Origin of the sequence: Advenella faeciporci, assembly GCF_014652395.1 — a bacterium.
Taxonomy (GTDB): Bacteria; Pseudomonadota; Gammaproteobacteria; order Burkholderiales; family Burkholderiaceae_B; genus Advenella; species Advenella faeciporci.
On sequence record NZ_BMYS01000003.1, the window covers coordinates 65,523 to 86,660 of the forward strand.

At 49.5% G+C, this 21,138-nt stretch carries 22 protein-coding genes; 14 read left to right on the top strand and 8 right to left on the bottom strand.

What is annotated here, in order from left to right; genetic code table 11:
• Positions 1 to 3 precede the first annotated feature (3 nt).
• The 11 genes from IE074_RS03450 (at position 4) to IE074_RS03500 (ending at position 11,806) form a co-directional block, all read left to right on the top strand.
• Positions 4 to 426, top strand: a complete 423-nt coding sequence (locus tag IE074_RS03450) for a CopD family protein (RefSeq protein WP_189384061.1) — start codon at positions 4 to 6, stop codon at positions 424 to 426.
• 12 nt (positions 427 to 438) lie between these two features.
• On the top strand, positions 439 to 1,983 hold the full coding sequence (locus IE074_RS03455) for a THUMP domain-containing class I SAM-dependent RNA methyltransferase (protein ID WP_189384062.1): 1,545 nt from the start codon (positions 439 to 441) through the stop codon (positions 1,981 to 1,983).
• A gap of 2 nt (positions 1,984 to 1,985) precedes the next feature.
• Positions 1,986 to 2,477, top strand: coding sequence for an RDD family protein (locus IE074_RS03460; RefSeq protein ID WP_169295075.1), 492 nt, complete (start codon positions 1,986 to 1,988; stop codon positions 2,475 to 2,477).
• A gap of 145 nt (positions 2,478 to 2,622) precedes the next feature.
• Positions 2,623 to 3,615, top strand: a complete 993-nt coding sequence (locus IE074_RS03465; protein ID WP_189384063.1) for a hypothetical protein — start codon at positions 2,623 to 2,625, stop codon at positions 3,613 to 3,615.
• Positions 3,612 to 5,054: a hypothetical protein gene (locus IE074_RS03470; protein WP_189384064.1), complete on the top strand. Its 1,443-nt coding sequence runs from the start codon at positions 3,612 to 3,614 to the stop codon at positions 5,052 to 5,054. The genes IE074_RS03465 and IE074_RS03470 overlap by 4 nt, the downstream gene beginning before the upstream one ends.
• Before the next feature lie 75 nt (positions 5,055 to 5,129).
• On the top strand, positions 5,130 to 6,113 hold the full coding sequence (locus IE074_RS03475) for a hypothetical protein (protein WP_189384065.1): 984 nt from the start codon (positions 5,130 to 5,132) through the stop codon (positions 6,111 to 6,113).
• The gene (locus IE074_RS03480; protein WP_189384066.1) at positions 6,110 to 7,639 is read left to right on the top strand and encodes a hypothetical protein; all 1,530 of its coding nucleotides are present in this window, start codon (positions 6,110 to 6,112) and stop codon (positions 7,637 to 7,639) included. The genes IE074_RS03475 and IE074_RS03480 overlap by 4 nt, the downstream gene beginning before the upstream one ends.
• Before the next feature lie 207 nt (positions 7,640 to 7,846).
• Positions 7,847 to 9,208, top strand: a complete 1,362-nt coding sequence (locus IE074_RS03485; protein WP_189384067.1) for an AMP-binding protein — start codon at positions 7,847 to 7,849, stop codon at positions 9,206 to 9,208.
• A gap of 11 nt (positions 9,209 to 9,219) precedes the next feature.
• The gene (locus IE074_RS03490; RefSeq protein WP_189384068.1) at positions 9,220 to 9,741 is read left to right on the top strand and encodes a gamma carbonic anhydrase family protein; all 522 of its coding nucleotides are present in this window, start codon (positions 9,220 to 9,222) and stop codon (positions 9,739 to 9,741) included.
• Between the two features lie 29 nt (positions 9,742 to 9,770).
• On the top strand, positions 9,771 to 10,691 hold the full coding sequence (gene hslO, locus IE074_RS03495) for an Hsp33 family molecular chaperone HslO (RefSeq protein WP_189384069.1): 921 nt from the start codon (positions 9,771 to 9,773) through the stop codon (positions 10,689 to 10,691).
• Positions 10,692 to 10,774: 83 nt separating this feature from the next.
• Positions 10,775 to 11,806, top strand: coding sequence for a TadE family protein (locus IE074_RS03500; protein ID WP_189384070.1), 1,032 nt, complete (start codon positions 10,775 to 10,777; stop codon positions 11,804 to 11,806).
• A 22-nt stretch (positions 11,807 to 11,828) separates the two neighbouring features.
• Here IE074_RS03500 and ftsB read toward each other — a convergent pair whose 3' ends face one another.
• The 7 genes from ftsB to IE074_RS03535 form a co-directional block, all read right to left on the bottom strand.
• A complete protein-coding gene (ftsB, locus tag IE074_RS03505; protein WP_189384071.1) occupies positions 11,829 to 12,182 on the bottom strand; it encodes a cell division protein FtsB in 354 nt (117 codons plus the stop codon).
• A 15-nt stretch (positions 12,183 to 12,197) separates the two neighbouring features.
• On the bottom strand, positions 12,198 to 13,490 hold the full coding sequence (gene eno, locus IE074_RS03510; protein WP_189384072.1) for a phosphopyruvate hydratase: 1,293 nt from the start codon (positions 13,488 to 13,490) through the stop codon (positions 12,198 to 12,200).
• 43 nt (positions 13,491 to 13,533) lie between these two features.
• A complete protein-coding gene (locus IE074_RS03515) occupies positions 13,534 to 13,959 on the bottom strand; it encodes a MarR family winged helix-turn-helix transcriptional regulator (RefSeq protein WP_189384073.1) in 426 nt (141 codons plus the stop codon).
• Positions 13,960 to 15,567 carry an MFS transporter gene (locus IE074_RS03520; RefSeq protein ID WP_189384074.1) on the bottom strand — a complete coding sequence of 536 codons (1,608 nt, stop codon included), beginning with the start codon at positions 15,565 to 15,567 and terminating at the stop codon, positions 13,960 to 13,962.
• 148 nt (positions 15,568 to 15,715) lie between these two features.
• On the bottom strand, positions 15,716 to 16,567 hold the full coding sequence (gene kdsA / locus IE074_RS03525; RefSeq protein ID WP_189384075.1) for a 3-deoxy-8-phosphooctulonate synthase: 852 nt from the start codon (positions 16,565 to 16,567) through the stop codon (positions 15,716 to 15,718).
• Positions 16,564 to 18,222 carry a CTP synthase gene (gene pyrG, locus IE074_RS03530; protein WP_189384076.1) on the bottom strand — a complete coding sequence of 553 codons (1,659 nt, stop codon included), beginning with the start codon at positions 18,220 to 18,222 and terminating at the stop codon, positions 16,564 to 16,566. Before pyrG ends, kdsA begins: the two co-directional genes overlap by 4 nt.
• Positions 18,223 to 18,678: 456 nt before the next feature.
• On the bottom strand, positions 18,679 to 19,068 hold the full coding sequence (locus IE074_RS03535) for a cupin domain-containing protein (RefSeq protein WP_189384077.1): 390 nt from the start codon (positions 19,066 to 19,068) through the stop codon (positions 18,679 to 18,681).
• 235 nt (positions 19,069 to 19,303) lie between these two features.
• On the opposite strand from IE074_RS03535, the gene IE074_RS03540 reads away from it, so the two are divergent.
• The gene (locus IE074_RS03540; RefSeq protein WP_189384078.1) at positions 19,304 to 19,717 is read left to right on the top strand and encodes an Hsp20/alpha crystallin family protein; all 414 of its coding nucleotides are present in this window, start codon (positions 19,304 to 19,306) and stop codon (positions 19,715 to 19,717) included.
• 72 nt (positions 19,718 to 19,789) lie between these two features.
• Complete coding sequence (locus tag IE074_RS03545) at positions 19,790 to 19,981, top strand: oxidoreductase-like domain-containing protein (protein ID WP_229793869.1); 192 nt, start codon at positions 19,790 to 19,792, stop codon at positions 19,979 to 19,981.
• Here the strand turns inward: IE074_RS03545 and IE074_RS03550 are convergent.
• On the bottom strand, positions 19,978 to 20,469 hold the full coding sequence (locus IE074_RS03550) for a YciI family protein (protein WP_189384080.1): 492 nt from the start codon (positions 20,467 to 20,469) through the stop codon (positions 19,978 to 19,980). The genes IE074_RS03545 and IE074_RS03550 overlap by 4 nt on opposite strands.
• 291 nt (positions 20,470 to 20,760) lie before the next feature.
• Here IE074_RS03550 and IE074_RS03555 point away from each other — a divergent pair, with 291 nt between their 5' ends.
• On the top strand, positions 20,761 to 21,120 hold the full coding sequence (locus IE074_RS03555) for a DUF4870 family protein (RefSeq protein ID WP_189384081.1): 360 nt from the start codon (positions 20,761 to 20,763) through the stop codon (positions 21,118 to 21,120).
• The last annotated feature ends 18 nt before the right edge of the window (positions 21,121 to 21,138 follow it).

Here is a 21,138-nt window from a genome sequence, read left to right on the forward strand (position 1 = left end):
AAAATGCTGTATTTATGGATTAAAACCCTGCATATCGTTTTTGTCACCTCCTGGTTTGCCGGGCTGTTTTACTTGCCACGCATTTATGTCAACATGGCGCAAACTCCCAACCCCGATGCTTATCAGGCTATGCTGGGCATGGCTGCGCGCCTGCTACGTTTTACCAACAAACTGGCTATCCCCGCCATCATCTTCGGCCTGTGGATGATGATACAGTTCAAAATCGGCCTTACTGACGGCTGGATGCACGCCAAACTGCTTTTGGTCGCCGGTGTACTTGGCTATCATTACACCTGCGCCCGTATTTACCGGCAATTCGAACAAAACAAAAACACACGTTCTCATGTTTATTACCGCTGGTTTAACGAGATACCTGTCTTTTTGCTGCTGTTCATCGTTGCTCTGGTCATTATCAAACCTTTTTAAAAAACAATATACATGTCAGAAGACAACACACCACCCCGCAAAAAACTCGTATTAAAAAAACCGGCAAGCCAAACTGAACAAAACACCGGGACCGAGCCCCAAAAACCGCGCCTGCGCTCGGGTGCGCGCGCCCGAAACGTGGCACTGGCCAATTTTGCCGAGTCCAGCACAACGGCAGACCAAACCATCAAAAACAAGATTGAATCCCGTCCCCTGCCCCGCACGGCCGGCTATGCCAAACATCGCCCCAGCCTTGCCGACCGGCTAAGTCGTGGTGCCCAAACCATTGAGCAATTTTCCGGCACACAAAAAAACACGCGCAAACCGGCCGTAGTCAAAGGTGATTCATCCTACGAGGCCTCAAAATACCCCCGTCAAGAACCACGCAGGCAAAGAACCCAATTCCAGCACACCGAGATATTCCGGGTATTCGCGCCATGCCCCCAGGGTCTTGAAGAAGTCCTGTTCGAGGAAATCAGCGCACTGGGTTTTGAAAACGTGGAAAAAGGACGTGCCGGCTGTGCCTTTAGCAGCGACTGGATGGGTATCATGCGGGCCAATCTGTATTCACGATTGGCCACCCGGATTCTGGTACAGGTCTCACACGCCCCCATCATGACCGAGGATGATATTTATGAACTGGCCTACGACACGCCCTGGGAACAATGGTTTGGGGCCGAACACACGCTCAGGGTAGACACCTCTGCCATCAAAAGTCCCATGAAAAGCCTCATGTTCTGCAACCTGAAGGCTAAAGACGGCATTTGCGACCGCCTGCGCGACCGTGAAGGCGAACGTCCCAGTATCGACACCGTCCGGCCCGATGCAAAGGTTCACCTGTTCCTGTCCAGCGACAGTGCCACCCTTTACCTGGACACCTCTGGAGAATCCCTGTTCAAGCGTGGCTGGCGCCTTGACAAAGGCGAAGCCCCACTCAGGGAAAACCTGGCAGCAGGCATTCTGGCCCTTTCGGGTTGGGACCCTTCCATGCCCCTGTACGACCCTTTCTGCGGCAGCGGCACCATTCTTATCGAAGCAGCCTGGATTGCCCAGGGTGTACCGCCCGGCATTTCACGCCCGTTTGGCTTTGAGCGTCTGCGCAATTTTGACTACCGTCGCTGGAAAGACCTGAAAGCAGATGCGCTAAGCCGCATGGCCCCCAGACTGGAAACCCCATTATATGGGTCTGATATCAACCCGCACGCCATTGCAGCGGCCAAAGACAACCTGCACCGGGCCCGTCTGTCCGACGCCTCTATTTTCTTTGATGTCAAGGATGCCCGCTTCACCCAGGCTCCGGCAGAACGTGGCTGGCTGATCACCAACCCGCCTTATGGCGAACGTATGGACCCCGAAGACGACACGCTGTGGCGCGAATGGTCTTCTTGCCTGAAAAAAGAGTTTGCCAACTGGAACGTGCATATTATTTCCAGTGACCTTGATCTGCCCAAAAAGCTCAGACTCAAACCCAAACAGCGCATTCCGCTTTTTAACGGTGCCCTGGATTGCCGCCTGTTTGCCTTTGAAATGGTTAGCGACAGCTATCGGAACAAATAATAATGACTTACCCTGCCAGACTGCGAATTTTTGCCTGCATGATGTACGAAGGCGTACTTTTGTTTGGTCTTGTTTTTTTCGCTTCCTATATTTTTGACACCTTGACCCAAAGCCGTCACGGCCTGATGTACCATGCCCCCCGGCAAGCCCTGCTGTTTTTGGTGATTGGTCTTTACTTCATTACTTCATGGAAGCGCAAAGGGCAGACGCTTCCCATGAAAACCTGGAATATTCTGCTTTGCGATAAAAGCGGGAACAAACCCGGAACAGGCCAGTTAATTTTAAGGTACCTGCTGTGCTGGCCCATTCCCCTGCTGGGTGCCGCGGGCATTTACTTTCTTTCCCAATCCCTGGGCTGGGCCTCGATAACCATGTTCATTATTGTGACGCCCTTCCTGAATTTTGTGTATAGCTGGTTGGACCGTGACGGTTTAATGATGCATGATCGTCTGGCCGGTACTCGTTTAATTAACATAACCGGCAAGCGTATTTAAATGTTAAAATGTGTATATCAGAGTATTTATTTATAGTACTGGTATACGTAACAAACGTTTAACGCTGGCTGTCAGGGTTCTGGCTTGCATCCGGCAATGCCGTCTTGTAACAATACGCTTAATTCACTACAACCGGAAATTTGCCATGCGATCACTGACCCTTTTATTTCGGCCCCTGATCCTCGCTGTTGCCTTGATGCTATGTGTTATTCCCCGCCTTGCACAAGCACAAGCACAAACACAAGATCAAAAACTCTACCTTGAGCTCTGGGCCGAAGCGGAAGCGTTCCGGTCCCTGGCATCAAAAAATTTCCTGGCAGCCCTGAAAAATTCATCTACCCCTGAGGCCAATCTTACCTTTGCCGAATTGGGTGAACTGCTTTGGCTTGATCAGGACAATGCCGATGACTGGTCGATTTTTTTCCGCCACTCACTGGTCAACTTTGTCGCGACTGGCAGTGAGGTTGAGTTTGTTTACTTTCAGCACCCCTGGGCCGATATTACCTTATTGACCCTCTGGTCACGAACACCCAAGGATAATCGCCTGCGCATTGTGGATACCGGCATTCTCCTGAACAGTGTCATCCGTGGCGCCAAAGTTCCGTTCCAGATAGGCCGGGGATGGATGCAAGAAAAAGCTTCGGCACCCGTAGCCATTGGACAAGTAAACGCAAAAACCACCAGCCAGATCGTTGCTGCCGGAATGGGCCAAATCCCAAACCCGCTGGCCTCCTTAAATGTTGAACAGGCAGAAGCCATGGTTGCCGGCGCTGCCCTGCAATGGATGGAGCACCAGACTAGCCTGTTGCCATTATTCGTCGATGAAACCGGTGTGGCCCATGCCATGCGCATTGCCTGGAACAGGCTGTTGCTTGCCGCCCGAAAAGGGCAGTTGGCCGATGTATTGCCGCCCAATACCCCAATCAAAGAACTTAATGCCGTGGATTCTGCACTGTGGGCTTCTTTGGAACCGGTTGCCTATGTTGAAGACGGGAAAAATGCAGTATCAATCTTTGCCTCCTCGCACAACCCCAACATTTATGCGACCCTGGCAATTAGTGATGATAATAATAAAGTAAAAATCACCCATTTTGATTTTTACCGGTTTTCCGATTTTCTGGACAAGGACGCGAAATGAATTATTCGGTTTTAACTGCGTTGGGACTCTCGCTTTGCATCTCTGATATAGCCATGGCACAAAAAAAGGCTACCGTTATCATACCTCCCCCCACTCATTTCAATGCAATTCCCACTGCTCAAAGCCAGAATGAACAGCCTTCCCCCCTCTGGGTTGTCGCGCAAGATGAAGCGCCTGCAAATGACAAATTAAGTACCCTGGAAGAGGTCCTGTACGTAACAGGTGAAACGGCCAGCGATGAACCTGTACAGCAAAGCATTAAAATAGCTGAAAATTACGCACTAAATAATCAAATGAAGCTGGATAAAATTCATAAAGATAACACCAAGGAACTTAACAAGCTAACCAAAAGTATAAATACGAAAAGCAGTAAGGCACCAGGTTACGTGACCCCAAAAAAAACACAAACCAAACTGGATAATTTCAAAAAGAAAACCGAACTGTCCGGCAAACAACAAAGCCAGGCCGCGGCAAAAACAAACTTCCTGTCAAAACTGGGTAAAGTACTTAACGCCCTTGACGTCGTTTCAGTTGCGGCCGAAACTACCGGCTACCTTTCAACCGGTGACACCACAGGCGCTGCCGGTGCCTTAGTGAGAGGAGGCGTCAAGAAAGGGGCTGAAGCAGGCGGTGCACTGGCCGGCTCTTTCATACCCGGTGGTTCAATCGCTGGCGCCTGGGCTGGCGGCCAAGCCTATACAGAATATGTCGAACCCAGGATCAATGAAATCGAAGATGCCGTCCGTGATGAACAAACCCGTCAAAAATACATAAACAAGCCCTGGTACACGCCTCAACCGTATATGGACAGCAATGGCAATATCAAATACTTTGCTGAAAACGAATATATGGACAAGAAAACCGGCACTATCTACACGCGCAGCCCAGAAGAGCAGAAAGAATACGAGCATCAACAACGCGTTAACTGGAATAACCAAAATACCTTGCAAAAACTGATAGAAGATTATAAGGATGGAAAAATCAGTGATAAGGAATTGCTCGATCTTTTCGAGAACTACGATCGCCACGATGGCGATACCATCTGGAACCCCGAAGCCGATACAGAACAACAGGACAATACCGGTAACCTCATCGCCCAGATCACACCGGTCCAAGTGACAGCCTTCACGACAATCACTGAAACCATAGGCGAAATAGAAGTCAGCACCACACTAACCTTTTCTTTCTGGAATGTGGGTGCCTATTCACCTCCACACAGCAAAGCCAGCCTCTCCGCGTATTCCTCGCATCCATCCATGGAGAACTTCGTCTGGAATGGAACTTTCTCGGGTGGTCCGAATGGCACACTAAGCATTCACTCCGATGATGGCATCATAACGTTCCAGTTAAACAACGGCACGCATTTAACAGGTGAGGACATGAGCATCCCTATTTCAAACCCCGCCGCTTTTGCAAACTGGCCCAAAGATCTGAATTGAATAAGAGCAACTCATGGCACAGCATAACGCAAGGTGCCATGTGGCCTATATGACCCACACAACCGGAAACCTACCATGCGAACCCTGACTATTATGCTGCGGTCCATGATTCTTGTTTTGGCTTTTTTACTATGCGCCGTCCCGCGCATTGGACAGGCACAAAATATTAAATTATCCACCGAACTCTGGACCGAGGCCGAGACATTCCGGTTCTTTGCATCAGGCAACTTCATTACGGCGCTTGACATGGCTTCCACCCCCGAGGCCAATCTTAAATTTGCAGAACTGGGTGAGCTGTTATGGTCTGAAGACGCCAATGCCGATAACTGGTCGACCTTTTTTCGGCACGCCCTCATCAATTTCGTTGCGGGGGGTTATGAAGTCGAGACGGTCATCTTTCAGCACCCCTGGGCTGATATTTCCTTGCTCACCAGCTGGGCACGCAATCCCAAAGACAAACGCTTTCGCATTGTCGATGTTGGTATCATCATGAACAGCGTGGCGCGTGGGGCCAACAAAGCACCGCTGCCGGTCGGTCGTGGCTGGATGAACGAAAAAAGTTACGTTCCCAAAGCGGTAGGCGCCATCAATGCAAAAACCACCAACGCCATTAGCCGTTTTGAGGCAGGCAAAACCCAAAACCCGCTGGCCAAACTAAGCGAAGATGAAGTCTGGGCAATGATTGCGGGTGCCGGACTGCAATGGATGGAACACCAGGCCGACCTTTTGCCCCTGCTTGTTGATGAGCCTGGCAAGTCACGCGCCATGCGTTTTGCCTGGAATGAAGTCATGGCGGCAGCCCAGCAAGGACGGCTGGCCGAGGTGCTGCCACCCAATGCCCTGATTGACGCGTTTGAGGGAATTGACCCTGCGCTGTGGGGAACTTTGGAGCCGGTTGCCTACGTGGAAACCGAAGAAGGCGCCGTCTCGCTTCACGCCTCTTGGCGCAATCCCGATATTTACGCGGTGTTGGCGATTAGTGGCGATGATCAACTGGCAAAAATCACTGATTTTGACCTTTACCGGTTTTCAGGCTTTATCAAAAAGGAAGCAAAATGAACACTCGCTTACTTGCCACTTTCAGCCTGTCACTGTGCATTACCGGTACCGTTGCGGCACAAGGCATGCAACGCAGCATTATGCCGCCGCCAACCAGCATCTTTCCTGCCTCGTCTCTTCAGGGTAGCGTGAGCGCAACAGGGCCGCGCTGGGTTTCGAAAAAAACCACAGCGTCCAGCAACAGCAGCTCCCTGAGCTCCGTCGAGAAAGGCCTGATAAAAACGGGCGATGCCGTGACTTATGCCCCCATCGGCAGTGCCATTGACGAATTAGAAGGCGTTGCCCAGGACCACGCCCGGCAAATGAACGATATCGCTGCAGGGACCGCCGCAGAAGGGCAAAAGAGTGTTGACAAGGCTGCTGCACGTTACAAACAAAACCCCTCCAATAGAAGGCTCATTGACAAAAAAGTAGCTGACCGCGAAATGGGCAAAAAAGTAGCCGAGGCTGGCAAGCAAGCCGACGCTGCCGCCAAAAAGGCAAGTTTTCTGGCCAATCTGGGTAAAGTCCTTAACATCCTTGATTTTGTTTCAGTGGCCGCACAGGGAGCGGGCTACCTTTCAGTCGGTGATACCACCGGCGCAGCAGGTGTCATGGCCAGTGAGATCAGCAAGAAAACTGCCGAAGGAATCGGGGCGCTTGGCGGAGGCGCTATCATTCCGTTTGTGGGATCGGTGGGCGGAGCTGCCTTGGGCAATGCAGCCTGGGAACGCTACGTGAAGCCCGAAATTGAGAAACGCGAACAGGCCCTGCGGGAAGCGGAGTTTCGTCGCGAAATCCTGAACAAGCCATGGCTGACTCCCAAGGAATTTATAGACAGCAAAGGACACGTAAGAAATCTGGAAGAAGACCAATACGTAGAACGGGGGAGCGGACTGGTGCGCCGGCGCACTCCCGAAGAACAGGCCGGGTTTGAGCGTGCCGAGTATACCAAGTGGCGCAACCAGAAAACCTGGGAAAAAATCAACCAGGAACATGCCGAAGGCAAGATTGATGATGAGCAAATGACCGAACTTCAGGTCAGCTACGCCGGCCGCAGTCTGGCCGAACCCTGGGAGCCGCCTGGCTTCAGCTTTGTTTCCATCCACCCCCCCGCCAATGAGCCTCAGACAACTAATGCCCCCCCGACGGCCGATGAGCTGATCGCGGGCATCGCACCGGTTCAATTAACGGCTTCAGGTTCAATCACCGAAACCTTTCCCACTGCAAAGATTGTGACAACGTTCGAGTTTGCGTTCTGGAACCTGGGCGCCTATTCTCCCAAACATGGCAAAGCGGTCCTCAAGATCAGTTCAAGCCATGATGAGCCGAACGTGCTGGTGGGTACGTTCTCGGGTGGCCCGAACGGTACCCTCAGCTTTTCGGGGGACGGCGACACCCAGACGTTCCAGGTAAGTAACGGCACCCACGTGATTGCCGAAATGGAACGGCTTGTCAATGACGGCGCCGACGTTGAAAGCATTACCTTAACACTCCCGCTGTCAAATCCCTCGGCTTTTGACGACTGGCCCAAAGCGCTGAAGTAAACCTTTTTTAGAGCAGATCCGCCAGCGGAGCATAATATCCAGTATTACATACGCTGACCAAGCTGCCTGACCCGGCTTCTCATATTTAATGTATATAGCCGGGTCTGGCAATTAAATGTTAGAATGAGCCTTATAGTGGAAAAGTGGGTCAGAAATGGCCCTTTTATTTTCCTTCAGCATCAAAAAACAGGCCTCTCAAACAGTCATATGACAGATCAATATAATTCACTGTATCAATCATTTGAATGGTTAGTTCCATCACATTTCAATATTGCGGATGCCTGCTGTCATCGCTGGGCCTCCAGTCCGCACGAAGCCCGTCAAGTTGCCATTTATTTCGAAGACCAGGTGGGCCAGCTCACCATGCTGACTTACGGCCAGCTTTCAGAACAAGTCAATAAACTGGCCAACGGTTTCATCCGCATGGGCATACAACCCCAGGATCGTATTGCCATTGCCCTGCAACACTCGGCAGAAAGTGCGGTGACCCAGTTGGCGGCACTTACCGTGGGTGCCATTGCCGTACCGCTAACCGCAACCCTGACCGCGGCCGAATATGCCGAACGCATTCACGATTCACAAGCCAGGGTGGCCATTGTTGACAAGCATTCCATTGCCCCCATGATGTCGGCCATCGACAATCATTCTCCGGTCAAACAGATTATTGGCATTCATACCGAAGATGAGCGTATTATTTCATGGCGTACCTTGCTGGCAAGACAACCCGGGACCTTCACGCCAGTTATTGTGGCATCCAACTCACCCGCCCTGCTCATCTACCCGCATCCCTCTGAAAACAAACCACTCAGGGGAACTTTGCTGCACCATAGTACGTTAATTGGTACGCTGCCCGGTTTTGTAGCCTCCCAAAACTGGTTCCCCAAAGGCAAGGATATCCTCTGGACCTCTTTTGACTGGAGCACGCCCAACGGCCTGCTCAATGCCCTGCTACCTACGCTTTACTTTGGCCGCTCTATTGTTGGATGCCCCAGCGGACGCACTATTCCGCGCCTGTTCACCCTCCTGGAGCACTATCAGATTACCAATATGCTCGTCTCGAGCTACGAACTGGAGCGCATCAGGAATCACCCCGATCCGTTGCTCGAGTTCCAAATTGCCATCCGTTGCATTACCTGCCCCGATACCGAAATTACCCAGACATTGCGCGACTGGGTTAGTGAACGCTTTAATGTGAATATCAACAGTATTTTTGCGCCACTGGGTTTTGGGTACATTATTGGTGAAAGTCATGAAAAGTGGCCATCCCGACACGGCAGCATCGGCAAACCCTATCCAGGACATACCATTGCCATTATCAACGAAGATGGTGAAGAGGTGGAAACTGGCCAGCAAGGTGAAATTGCCATCCACACCACCGATCAATATGACTATCCCGACCCAAGCGTTTCGCTGTCATACTGGTCCGGCGCACAAATTCATGAAACACCCAAAACGGACGAGTGGATCAGCACTGGTGTTACAGGCTATGCCGATAATGATGGCTATATATGGCGCACCCCCATTGAACCTGTCAATGCCACAGACGCTGCCAATGAATCACTCTCTTGAAAGGAAACCGAATGGCCATTTACCAACTTGAAAATCTGGTGCCCACTATTGATCCCAGTGCATTTATCTTTGAAAATGCCACCCTGATCGGTAATGTAACGCTGGCCGCCAACGTCAGTATCTGGGCCAACGTTTCCATTCGGGCCGATAACGCCAGCATTATCATTGATGAAAACAGTAACGTGCAGGAAGGCAGTGTATTGCACGTTGACGAAGGGGTACCATTATATATTGCCAAAAATGTAACCGTAGGCCATCAGGCCATGTTACACGGCTGCACCATTGGTGAAGGCTCATTAATTGGCATGCAGGCCATTGTGCTTAACAATGCCGTTATTGGCAAAAACTGTATTATTGGCGCTGGTGCCATCGTTCCCGAAGGAAAGATTATCCCCGACAACTCCCTGGTTATTGGTGTGGCAAAAATTGCCCGTACCCTGACCGATGAAGACCTTGCCGGTGTACATGCAGGCACCCGCCGTTACGTAGAACAAGGCAAACGCTACTCTCAACACCTGAAACGCCTTGATTAGTCCGTCTCAGGATATATTTTCTCGCTGTCATGAACGATTCCTTAAAAAAATACCTGTTTGAAGACCGCACCACGCGGGTTCAAACCGTCAATCTTACCCAAACCTGGGCCGAAGCACTGGGTCACCAGCACTACCCGCCCATTATCCGAAGGCTCCTGGGAGAGTTAAGTGCGGCCGCAGTCCTGCTTACTTCAAACATCAAATTTGATGGCTCTTTAATTCTTCAGTTGCAAGGTGACGGCCCCATTAGCCTGATTGTGGTTGAATGCGACGCCTCGCTTCGCGTACGTGCCACCGTCAAAATGCGGCAGGAGTTCATTTGTCCCGAAAACGGCACCTTGCAAACCCTGCTCAATGCCAACGGCAATGGCCGGTTTGCGGTCATCCTTGACCCAAAAAACAAGTCTGAAGGCATGCAACCCTACCAAGGCATCGTGCCCATGCAAGGTCACTCGGTGGCACAGGTGCTAGAGCACTACATGAAGCACTCCGAACAACTTGATACCCGTTTATGGCTTGCCGCCAATGATGAAAAAGCCTGCGGGCTCCTGTTGCAGCAACTGCCATCCACAGGCGGCATACCGGCAGCCACACAAACCCCCGATGACACCTGGGAGCGCGCCGTTCAGTTTGCCGAAACCCTTAGCACCGAAGAACTGCTGTCCACCGATGAAGACACCCTGATCCATCGTCTATATTGGGAAGAAACCTTAATTGCCTATGAGCCGATTGCTGTCACCTGGTTTTGCCCCTGTACCCGTGAACGGGTTGCCAATATGCTTAAAATGCTGGGCAGCGAAGAAATTGCCAGCATACTTAGCGAACGGGAAAATATCGAAATCTCCTGTGATTTCTGTGGTAAACCTTATATTTTTGATCCGGTAGACTGTGCAAAACTGTTTGTGAATCCGGACAGTTTTGTTGTCAAAGGCAATAAATCAACCCATTGAAAACACGGAAGGCTATTGGACCAATCCATCCATTTGTGAAATTCACAATTTACAGCATTCAAGAGTAAGCACAGACTAGCGTCATGTTTACTCTTTTCTTTTTCTCCCCAACGACAAAAAGCCATATATCCAAGCATGGTTACGCAAAGAAAAACAAGGGATTTGGTTCGGTAGAGTTCTTGCTGGTTGCCACTCCCTTATTAATGCTGGGCATGGGTTCATTAGAAGCCTCGTATTGGTACATTACCCGTCAGGCAAGCAGTCTTGCACTGCTTGAGGCTGCCCGTGCCGCTGCCACCCACCATGCCAACCCGCACACAATAGAACAGGCCTTTGAAAAAGCGCTGCAGCCCCTTTTTGCGCCTGCCGGCCAATATCCAGACCCCGCCACACGCATGCAGGCTTATTTCAATAGCGTCAGGCAAAAAACCGGACAGGCCCCATGGCGTATTATGATAAAAAGCCCAGACCAGGCCGATTTTACCGATTTCCAGCGTAAAGACCTGCTCATTGCACAACAAACCGGCCTGCCTGCCATTGACAACAATTATCAATACGAACAATACCTGCGTACCGGTACGGGCAAGTATTCAGGCCATCACATTTTCCAGGCCAACACACTGCAAATAGAACTTACCTACCCTTACCAGGCCCTTATTCCGGGCATAGGTCAATTATTCAGGATGCTGGCAGGCAACGGGCCCGCTTACGACACCCGACTCATGACCCAGGGTATCCTGCCCATCAAGCAAACCTTGTCTATCAGTATGCAATCCCATCCTGTTTTGTGGCCGGTGAAGCCTGGCGGAAAAGTGCTTTACAGTCATGACCTATTACCCGGAAACGGCATTTACAGCCCTCAACCCAACAACATGCAGACCTGTGCTGGCTTATGGTGCGGGCCCGTCAACGGCAAGGTACAACCTTCACCAACAGCACCTGGAAACACAACGCCTGCGGACCAACCAGCACCTGCCCCCAATAACCCGCAGGTGCCGTCAGGCCAAGATACAGGCAGCAGCCCGCCAGCAAGCCCCGAAGAACCGTTACCGGAAGACGAAATTTCAGTAGATGTGCAAGACCCGGCTTGTGGTGTCAGTCTTTGCTGTACATAGCAAAAACAACGAAAGCCAGCTTTTATTGTGCAGAAGAAGTGATAGCCGGTTTGGCTGCTTCGGCTCTTTTACCGATAGGCAGAGTAACGGTGGGTACCGCCTCGTTGGGAACCAGGATTTGCACCAGGGTCTCACCCTCATTAATCATGCCCATTTCGATGCGTGCACGATCCTCAAGAGCCTGGGTTCCAGACTCCAAATCCTGGACTTCAGCTTTCATGGCATTGTTTCGGGCCAACAATGCCTTGTTTTTTTCATGCTGCTCTTTAAGCTGCTCTTTTAATTCCGCCACCCGCAACCAGCCCGATTCTCCCTTCCATAAGGGATACTGGATTGCAATACACGCCAGCAGAAGCAACAAAAAAAGCAAACGCATAATATAAACTGCCGGTTAACGGTTACGCAAATTATAGAATGCGTCTACCCCGGGGTAATGAGCCACTTCAGCCAATTCTTCTTCAATACGGAGCAACTGGTTGTATTTGGCCATACGATCTGAACGGGACAGTGAACCGGTTTTAATTTGCATGGCACTGGTGGCCACGGCAATATCGGCAATGGTTGAGTCTTCGGTTTCACCGGAACGGTGTGAAATGACGGCGGTATAACCGGCACGTTTGGCCATTTCAATAGCGGCAAATGTTTCGGTAAGCGTACCAATCTGGTTGATCTTGATCAGGATAGAATTACCTACACCCTGGTCGATACCCTGCTTCAGGATTTTGGTATTGGTAACAAACAGGTCATCACCCACCAGCTGTACTTTCTTGCCCAGCAGATCAGTCAGGATTTTCCAGCCTTCCCAGTCATTTTCAGACATGCCATCTTCAATGGAGACGATGGGATACTTATCGCACCAGGAAGCCAGCAAATTGGCAAATTCGGTTGAGGTCAATGAGATACCACCCTCACCAGCCAAATGATATTTACCGTCCTTGTAGAATTCAGAGCTGGCGCAGTCAAGGGCCAAGGCGATTTGTGTACCTGCCTCGTAGCCCGCGTTTTCAATGGCTTTCAGGATAAGCTGGATGGCGGCTTCGTGGTTGGCCACATTAGGTGCAAAACCACCTTCGTCACCGACAGCGGTTGACATGCCCTGGTCGTGAATGATTTTTTTCAGTGCATGAAAAACTTCTGCACCCATGCGCAAGGCCTCACGGAAGCTGCTGGCACCTACCGGCAGAATCATGAATTCCTGCATATCAAGCGTATTATTGGCATGAGCACCACCATTGATCACGTTCATCATGGGCACGGGCATGCTCATTGGACCACTGCCACCGAAGTAACGGTACAAAGAAAGACCGGACTCATCGGCCGCGGCACGGGCAACCGCCATACTGACAGCCAGCATGGCATTGGCACCCAGACGTTCTTTGGTTTCGGTTCCGTCAAGGTCAATCAGAGTACGGTCGATAAAGGTTTGTTCCTGTGCATCAAGGCCAATCAAGGCTTCGGAAATTTCCGTATTGACATTTTCAACAGCTTTTAAAACGCCCTTGCCCAAATAACGTGATTTATCACCGTCACGCAATTCAATGGCCTCACGCTCACCGGTTGATGCCCCAGAGGGAACGGCCGCACGCCCCATGGCGCCGGACTCCAATAAAACATCACATTCAACAGTCGGGTTTCCGCGAGAATCCAAAATTTCACGGCCGATAATATCTACAATAGCACTCATGGTTATGAATTTCCTGCCTGTTCAAGTATTACAAAGGTTTTTGTCATAGGCTAAATTGTACATGACAAAGACGTGCTTGTATTTTATCAAGCGTGGCAATAAGCACATGAATTTCATCCTCAGGAAGGTCTATGGTTATTTTTGCCAGAAAGGCATCACGCCTGTGCCAGGTTTTGGCCCTGAAACCCTTTCCTTCCACAGTCAGCAACACGTTGGTGATCCGGTTATCGTCTGGATCCATGGAGCGTTTTACCCAGCCTTCTTTTTCCATGGCTTTTACATGCCGGGTCAGGGTGGCGGCATCCACATCCAGCGAATTCACCAGTTGCTTTTGTGAAACAGGCTCGTCGCCTAAAGCCAGCAGGATTCTCCACCTTACCCCCGGAATGCCCACTTCGGCTTCAAACAGCCTTGCCCAGGTCCGGTAAATACGGCCCACGCGCTGCATCATCTCAAGTTCCAACGCCATTTATACTCCTTTCTGTTTGTCTGTTTTTTTACCTTTCAGGTCTATCAAAGGCAGCCGATATACCCAAACAGTTGCCAACAAAGTCAGGGCAAACACAATCCAGAATCCCGAATGAATGGAAGCGATCAGGGTTTCACGACCGGTATCTATCCAGAATTGAATATCACCTATCCCGATTTGTTGCGCCTGTGCCTGCAAGGCAGCTTGCTGGACGGGATTCACCAGGACTTGCGCATCAAACAGGTCCTGAAGTGAATTGGGGGGTATTTTGCCGCTTGTTTGTCGCGTCATGCCTGCCGCATACAAATAATTAACCAGCGACCCCACAATAGCAATCCCCAGCATACCCCCTATCATCCTGATGGATTGAACCAGGGCGGTTGCGATACCCAGGTTTGACTTGCCCGCCACCTCCTGGGAAAAAATGGTTAAATTAGGCATAATCATGCCCAAGCCCACGCCGCCGGCCACCATATAGGCCATAAACACATACGATGAACCGCCACGACTGGAAAAAATCGTACCCAGAATACAAACCAGTACTAATACAAACCCCACATACAAAATATGATTGGGACGTTTAAGGCGGGTAACCACCCTGCCGCTTAAGATACTGCCCACCGTTACACAAACCACCAATGGTGTAATTAAAATACCTGCCTCGTTAGGAGACAACCCAAACCCGCCCTGCAGGAAAAGCGGAATATAGAACAACAGACTGAACAAGGTAAAACCCAGTAAAAGCGATAACAAAAACAGCACATTCAGGCTTTTTATGCGAAAAAGTTCAAGCGGTATCAGTGCGTAGGGACAATGGGATTCCCATTTGAACAAGATAAGCGTAAACAACACGAACACCAGTCCCAGCACGGCCACGTTCCAGCCCATGCCATGCCTTCCCAGAAACTCAACAAACAATTGCAGGCTACAAAGCGCCAAGGTAATTAATACTGCCCCGACCCAGTCCAGCCTGATAACCTGCTTATGCTGGTAACGGATAAGCGGCAAATATTGCCAAACAAACCAAAGTCCCAACAGGCTGATGGGCACGTTCACAAAAAAAATGGACCGCCAACCATAATACTCGGTAAGAAAACCACCCAGAGAAGGGCCCACGACACTGGCAATACCATAGGAAGAACTTAAAAAAACCTGCCATTTCAGCCTGACAGCAGCCACCGGGAACAAATCGGGAATACAGGCAAATGCCGTGCCCACCAGCATGCCCCCCCCCACTCCCTGCAAGGCCCGGGAAAGGATCAGGTGCAGCATGCTATCTGCCATGCCACTCAGAATGGAAGCCGTTGTAAAAATAATAATCGATGCGATCACAAAGGGTTTGCGGCCGTAAAAATCACCCAAACGTCCAAAAATGGGAACCGTAATAACCGAAGCCAGCAAATAAGAGGTTCCCACCCATGCATACAAATCAAAACTGTTCAATTCTGCTGCAATGGTGGGCATGGCCGTGCCAACAATGGATTGGTCCAACCCAACCAGGATAGTCACAAAACACAGCCCCAGAATGGCCAGCAGTGACTGCCGAAAGGGAAGCCTTCTTCCGGTTCCTGAGTCTTCATCGTCAACATTAATGGGCTGTGCAGACATAATGGCAAACACTTGAAAATTAATTGATTATGAAAACATTTTATATGAAATTATTTTGCTGTCAAATAAACTGGCAAAAAAAACCGTTGCATCCATGAGATTCTCATTAACGCAACGGAATGATTCAAATACGCCTGTTTAGCTGTGCTTAAAACCGGTCTTCCATGAAGCCCTGGTGCTTCACGACACGGTCAATATCAACCAAAGAATTCAACAAAGCTTCCATGTGCTCCAAGGGAACCGCATTAGGGCCATCAGACAGGGCTTGCGCAGGATCGGGGTGTGTTTCCATAAAAAGCCCGGAAATACCCACTGCCACTGCCGCCCGCGCCAGCACGGGAACAAACTCACGCTGACCGCCCGAAGAAGTGCCCTGCCCACCTGGCAGCTGTACCGAGTGGGTGGCATCAAAAACAACGGGGCAAGCGGTTTGGCGCATAATGGCCAGTGAACGCATGTCAGACACCAGATTGTTGTAACCAAACGAGGCTCCACGCTCACAAACCATGATATTGGAACCGTCACCCCCCGCCGCAATGGCGGCTTCACGCGCCTTGTTGACGACCTGAATCATATCGACCGGGGCCAGAAATTGACCCTTTTTGATATTAACCGGCTTCAGGGTTGCCGCACAGGCCTGGATGAAATCGGTTTGACGACACAGAAAAGCAGGCGTTTGCAACACATCAACGACTGCCGCCACGTCCCTGACCTGGCTTTCGTCATGAACATCGGTTAACACCGGCACTTTCAGGGCATCACGGACATCCGCCAGGATTTGCAGCCCCTCTTCCATGCCCGGACCGCGATATGACTTGCCCGAACTGCGATTGGCCTTGTCAAAAGAACTTTTATAAATAAAGGGTATCTGCAGACGGTTGGTGATTTCCTGAAGCGCGCCTGCCGTATCAAATGCCATTTGCCGGGACTCGATAACGCAAGGCCCCGCAATCAGGAAAAACGGTTTATCCAAACCGACTTCAAATCCGCATAAATTCATGCTTTATCCTTTTGGGCGCGCTGGCGCTGGATATCCAGGGCCGCCTTGATATAACTGACAAACAAAGGATGTTCCGCGCGGGGTGTTGAGGTGAACTCGGGGTGAAACTGCACGCCCATGAACCAGGGATGAGAGGGAATTTCCATGATTTCAGGCAGGTTCTCGGTAGGTGTACGGGCACTGATCACCATACCGGCCTCTTCAAGACGGGGAACATACACATTATTAACTTCATAGCGGTGACGGTGACGTTCATTAACTTCAGGGCCGTAAATTTCATAAGCACGGGTACCTTCCTTAACGGGGCAACGTTGCGCACCCTTGCGCATGGTACCCCCCAGATCGGAATTTTCGCTGCGCGTTTCCAGCTTGCCTTCCCGGTCTTGCCATTCGGTAATAAGCGCCACCACCGGATGGGCAGTGGAAGGATCCAGCTCAGTACTGTTAGCGCCACCCAGCTGCGCCACATTGCGGGCAAACTCAATAACCGCCAGCTGCATGCCCAGGCAAATTCCCAAGTAAGGAATACCGTTTTCACGGGCATATTTAATAGCCTGTATCTTGCCTTCGGTACCCCGTTTGCCAAAACCGCCCGGCACCAGGATTGCATCCATCCCTTCAAGGCAGGCCGTGCCGTTTTCCTCAATGTCTTCAGAATCAATATAGTTGATGACCACCTTGGACTTGGTATAAATGCCGGCGTGAACCAAGGCTTCGGTCAGGGATTTATAGGACTCGGTAAGATCAACATATTTGCCCACCATGCCAATCTGGACTTCATGTTCAGGATTTTCCAGCAAATTGACCAGGCTATTCCATTTTGACAAATTGGCTGCCGGTGCGGTAATACCCAGCGCATCACAAACAATTGAATCCAGTTTTTGCTTATGCAGCATCGCGGGGATTTTATAAATTGAATCTTCATCCCATACAGAAATGACAGCATCCAGGGGCACATTGGAAAACAGGGAAATTTTGGCCCGTTCATCATCGGGGATGGGGCGATCGGCACGACACAGCAAGGCGTTTGGATAAATCCCGATTTCACGCAGCTTTTGCACCGAATGCTGGGTAGGCTTGGTTTTAAGCTCGCCCGCCGAGGCAATATACGGAACCAGTGTTAAATGCACAAAAGCCGCCCCCTGACGACCCAGGCGATGGCTCATTTGACGGGCCGCCTCAAGGAATGGCAGGGATTCGATATCGCCCACGGTGCCGCCAATTTCAACAATGGCGACATCGGCGTTACCGTCGTAGGCTTTCTTGGCACCACGAATAATGAAATCCTGGATTTCATTGGTAATGTGAGGAATGACCTGAACCGTTTTACCCAGATAATCACCACGACGTTCTTTACGCAATACCGATTCGTAGATTTGCCCGGTGGTGAAGTTGTTGGATTTATGCATGCGAGCGGAAATGAAACGCTCGTAGTGGCCAAGGTCAAGGTCGGTTTCGGCGCCGTCTTCAGTCACAAAAACCTCTCCGTGCTGAAGCGGGCTCATGGTGCCTGGATCTACGTTAATGTAAGGATCCAGTTTTAACATTGTCACGCGCAGGCCGCGTGACTCCAGAATGGCGGCTAAAGAAGCAGCAGCGATACCCTTACCTAACGAAGAGACCACACCACCTGTAACGAACACATACTTAGTCATCGTAAAAAAGCCCTTGGACCGGGCTGTAGCATGAAATGGAAATTATAACTGAGGTGCATTTTTTTTTCTTCTCCTAAATTGACTTTGTGCAAAACCGGCACAACCAAACCCTGCAAATTTTGACTAACTCTTATATATTACCAATATCAATGGCGTTTCAAGCCCGTTGCATAATTTGGCTTTACCCTGTTCACCTTTTAACGGCAAATGGATCCATGCAGACAAAAAGAAAAATCATCACCCTGACAATCGGTTTTATTATTGCTTTTTTTACCGCAATAGGCCTTCTTTCACTTTGGGCCAGTTCCCTGTATTAAGCAATACAGCTTCCATGAAAAAACCCCGCATAACAAGAAGCATATCCTGTTATTGCAGGGTTTTTGATATTTTACCCAAAATGCGCTTTGGTTTGCTGCATCTGAATGTCACAAGCATACCAATCAGGAACAAAGGGTATTATTCAGTTGTTTTACCATCAAAGTGTTCTTCAACCTCGTCGGCCTTGGTAGGCTGCAACACACCATCACGATGTTCTGGTGGACCATAAATCGTATAAAGCTTTAAAGGTACCGTACCCGTATTAACCACATTATGCACGGCACCGGCCGGAACAATAATGGCGAAATCATCTTCCACCTGGTGCGTGGCGCCATCCAGGTACAAAGTACCTTTACCCTCTTCAATCCGCAAGAACTGGTCGTGGGTTTCATGCACTTCCTCCCCAATTTCCTCTCCGGGCTGCAAAGTCATCAGAACCAGTTGCAGATTTTTACCGGTATATAAAACCTTGCGGTAATGCTCATTGTCGACAGTCAGTTTTTCAATATTATCTACAAAGCCTTTCATTCAGATCTCCAGTCAAGAGTTTTTAGAACTGTTTTTAAACGATTATAAGCATGGTTGTTGTGAATTTCTTTAATCGAACAGGCCAGCATATAAATTAAATCTACGGGGCTTGAAATTAAAAACACAATACCCATATACTAGTCAAGTAGTTGCAGTACTGTTCGAATTTATGATTTCCTTAACTAATCTGCTTCTTTATATCATAAAGAGGCCTTGCCTGGAGTAAATAGATATCATGAACAACCTGACACGTTATGAAAACCTGGATGATCTGTTTAATGGCTTCTTCCTAAAACCGGTTGGCTTCCCCAAAAATGCCCCCAACCTTAGCATCAAAACCGATATTTCAGAAAAAGAAGATGCCTATCTGGTGAAAGCAGAACTGCCTGGTGTCAAAAAAGAAGACATTAAAGTCAAAATAGAAGGCGACACCCTAAGCATTAGCGCAGAAGTCAAGCAGGAATCCGAGCAAAAGGAAGGCGAACGTGTGCTTCACAGTGAACGCTATTATGGCTCAATCAGCCGTAGCTTCCGTTTGGGCAGTGAAATTGACCAATCCGCCTCTACAGCGAAATACGAAGACGGGATCCTGAACCTTGAACTTAAAAAACTCAGTAGCAAACCCTCCTCACATCTAATGGTTGAATGAAACCGGGCAGATTTATACCCTGCAACAGTAAAGGCTGCCATGAACGCAGCCTTTTTTATCGGGAAGAAAACATTGAGAAAAAAAACGGACAAACCCGACAAACCGGATCCTAAACCGGTTCCACCTACTCGCCCGAATAATGACGAGTGTTGTCATAGCGGGTGTAACCCCTGTGTGTTTGACCTTTACGAAGATGACATGGCGCGTTACCGGGAAGCGCTGAAAGAATGGAACAAACGCCAACTTCCCAAAGGTCAACGCTAGCTGTTTTCCAGAATGGCTCCTCCCTCGCCTTCCCAGTTCTGTTCACTTTGATTAAGTGGTTTTTTACGCGCGTATTTTTTAATCCGGGCATGAACATCCGGATATTTTTCAAAAATGGCCCGTGCTTCTTCAGAGAATTCATCAGTTTGGTGAATTCGCCTTACTTCAATAACATCTCCTTCCTGCAAGGGACAAAGCAACGCCCACTCTACTGCCTTATCCATAGACTTCACCTTAAGCATCCAATAAATGCCCAATGTTTCATTCACCCCTTCGTAAGGTGCGTGCTGAATAATTTGCTTGCCTCCTTGGTATTTAATCCTGACCCCTGAAATTGGGGGATGAAGCGCATTGAATGACAGCAAAACCCCGGCCTTGTACAGCAGATCGTTATATTTCATCATGGACTCCAAGGCCACGTTATCTGCCATGGTTGACCTGGTGGCCAAGTCATAACCCTTTGGAATCATCAAAAGCAGTACTCTCATCAGAAAACCTCCTTGCAAAAAGGGGCATTTATATTTCACAGGCTTGCTTCAGTTTTAAATGTTATCCACTTTTATTGTTGAAATCCTTGTGAACAACTTTCAGATAAGATTGTACAGCTATTCCAGTCAATTGAAAAACAAGCAATTTTTTATTAACGCACTCATTTTGAGCAATACTGAAAAAACAGGGTCGCGCATGTCAAAGTCAAACCCATAAACGCTGTTACAATAACCTGATTGTCTTTGCATGATTGTTATTCCCAGGACAAGAATCAAATTGAAGGAAGCGCCATGAACCATGAAGTTACCCCTACCCCGTCGCCAGCAACCGATCCAAAAACCTATACCACCATCATTTATATTTTAATGACTCTAGGCTTGTTTACGGGGGTTTTTGGTTTGGTGGCCATCATCATGGCCTATATCAAAAAAGAGGATTTCAAGGGTACGGTTTATTATGACCACATGATTTACCTGATAAGAACCTTCTGGGCAGGTCTTGTTGCGGCCATTGTTGGTTTTATCCTCATGATCATTCTTATTGGCTGGATTATTTTCATTGCTGCCTACATCTGGTTCATCTACCGTATTACCGTGGGCTTTATCAATCTGCTTGACAGCAAACCGGTTTCAACCACCTCATGGTTTTAAGCCCATAAAAAAAAGAGG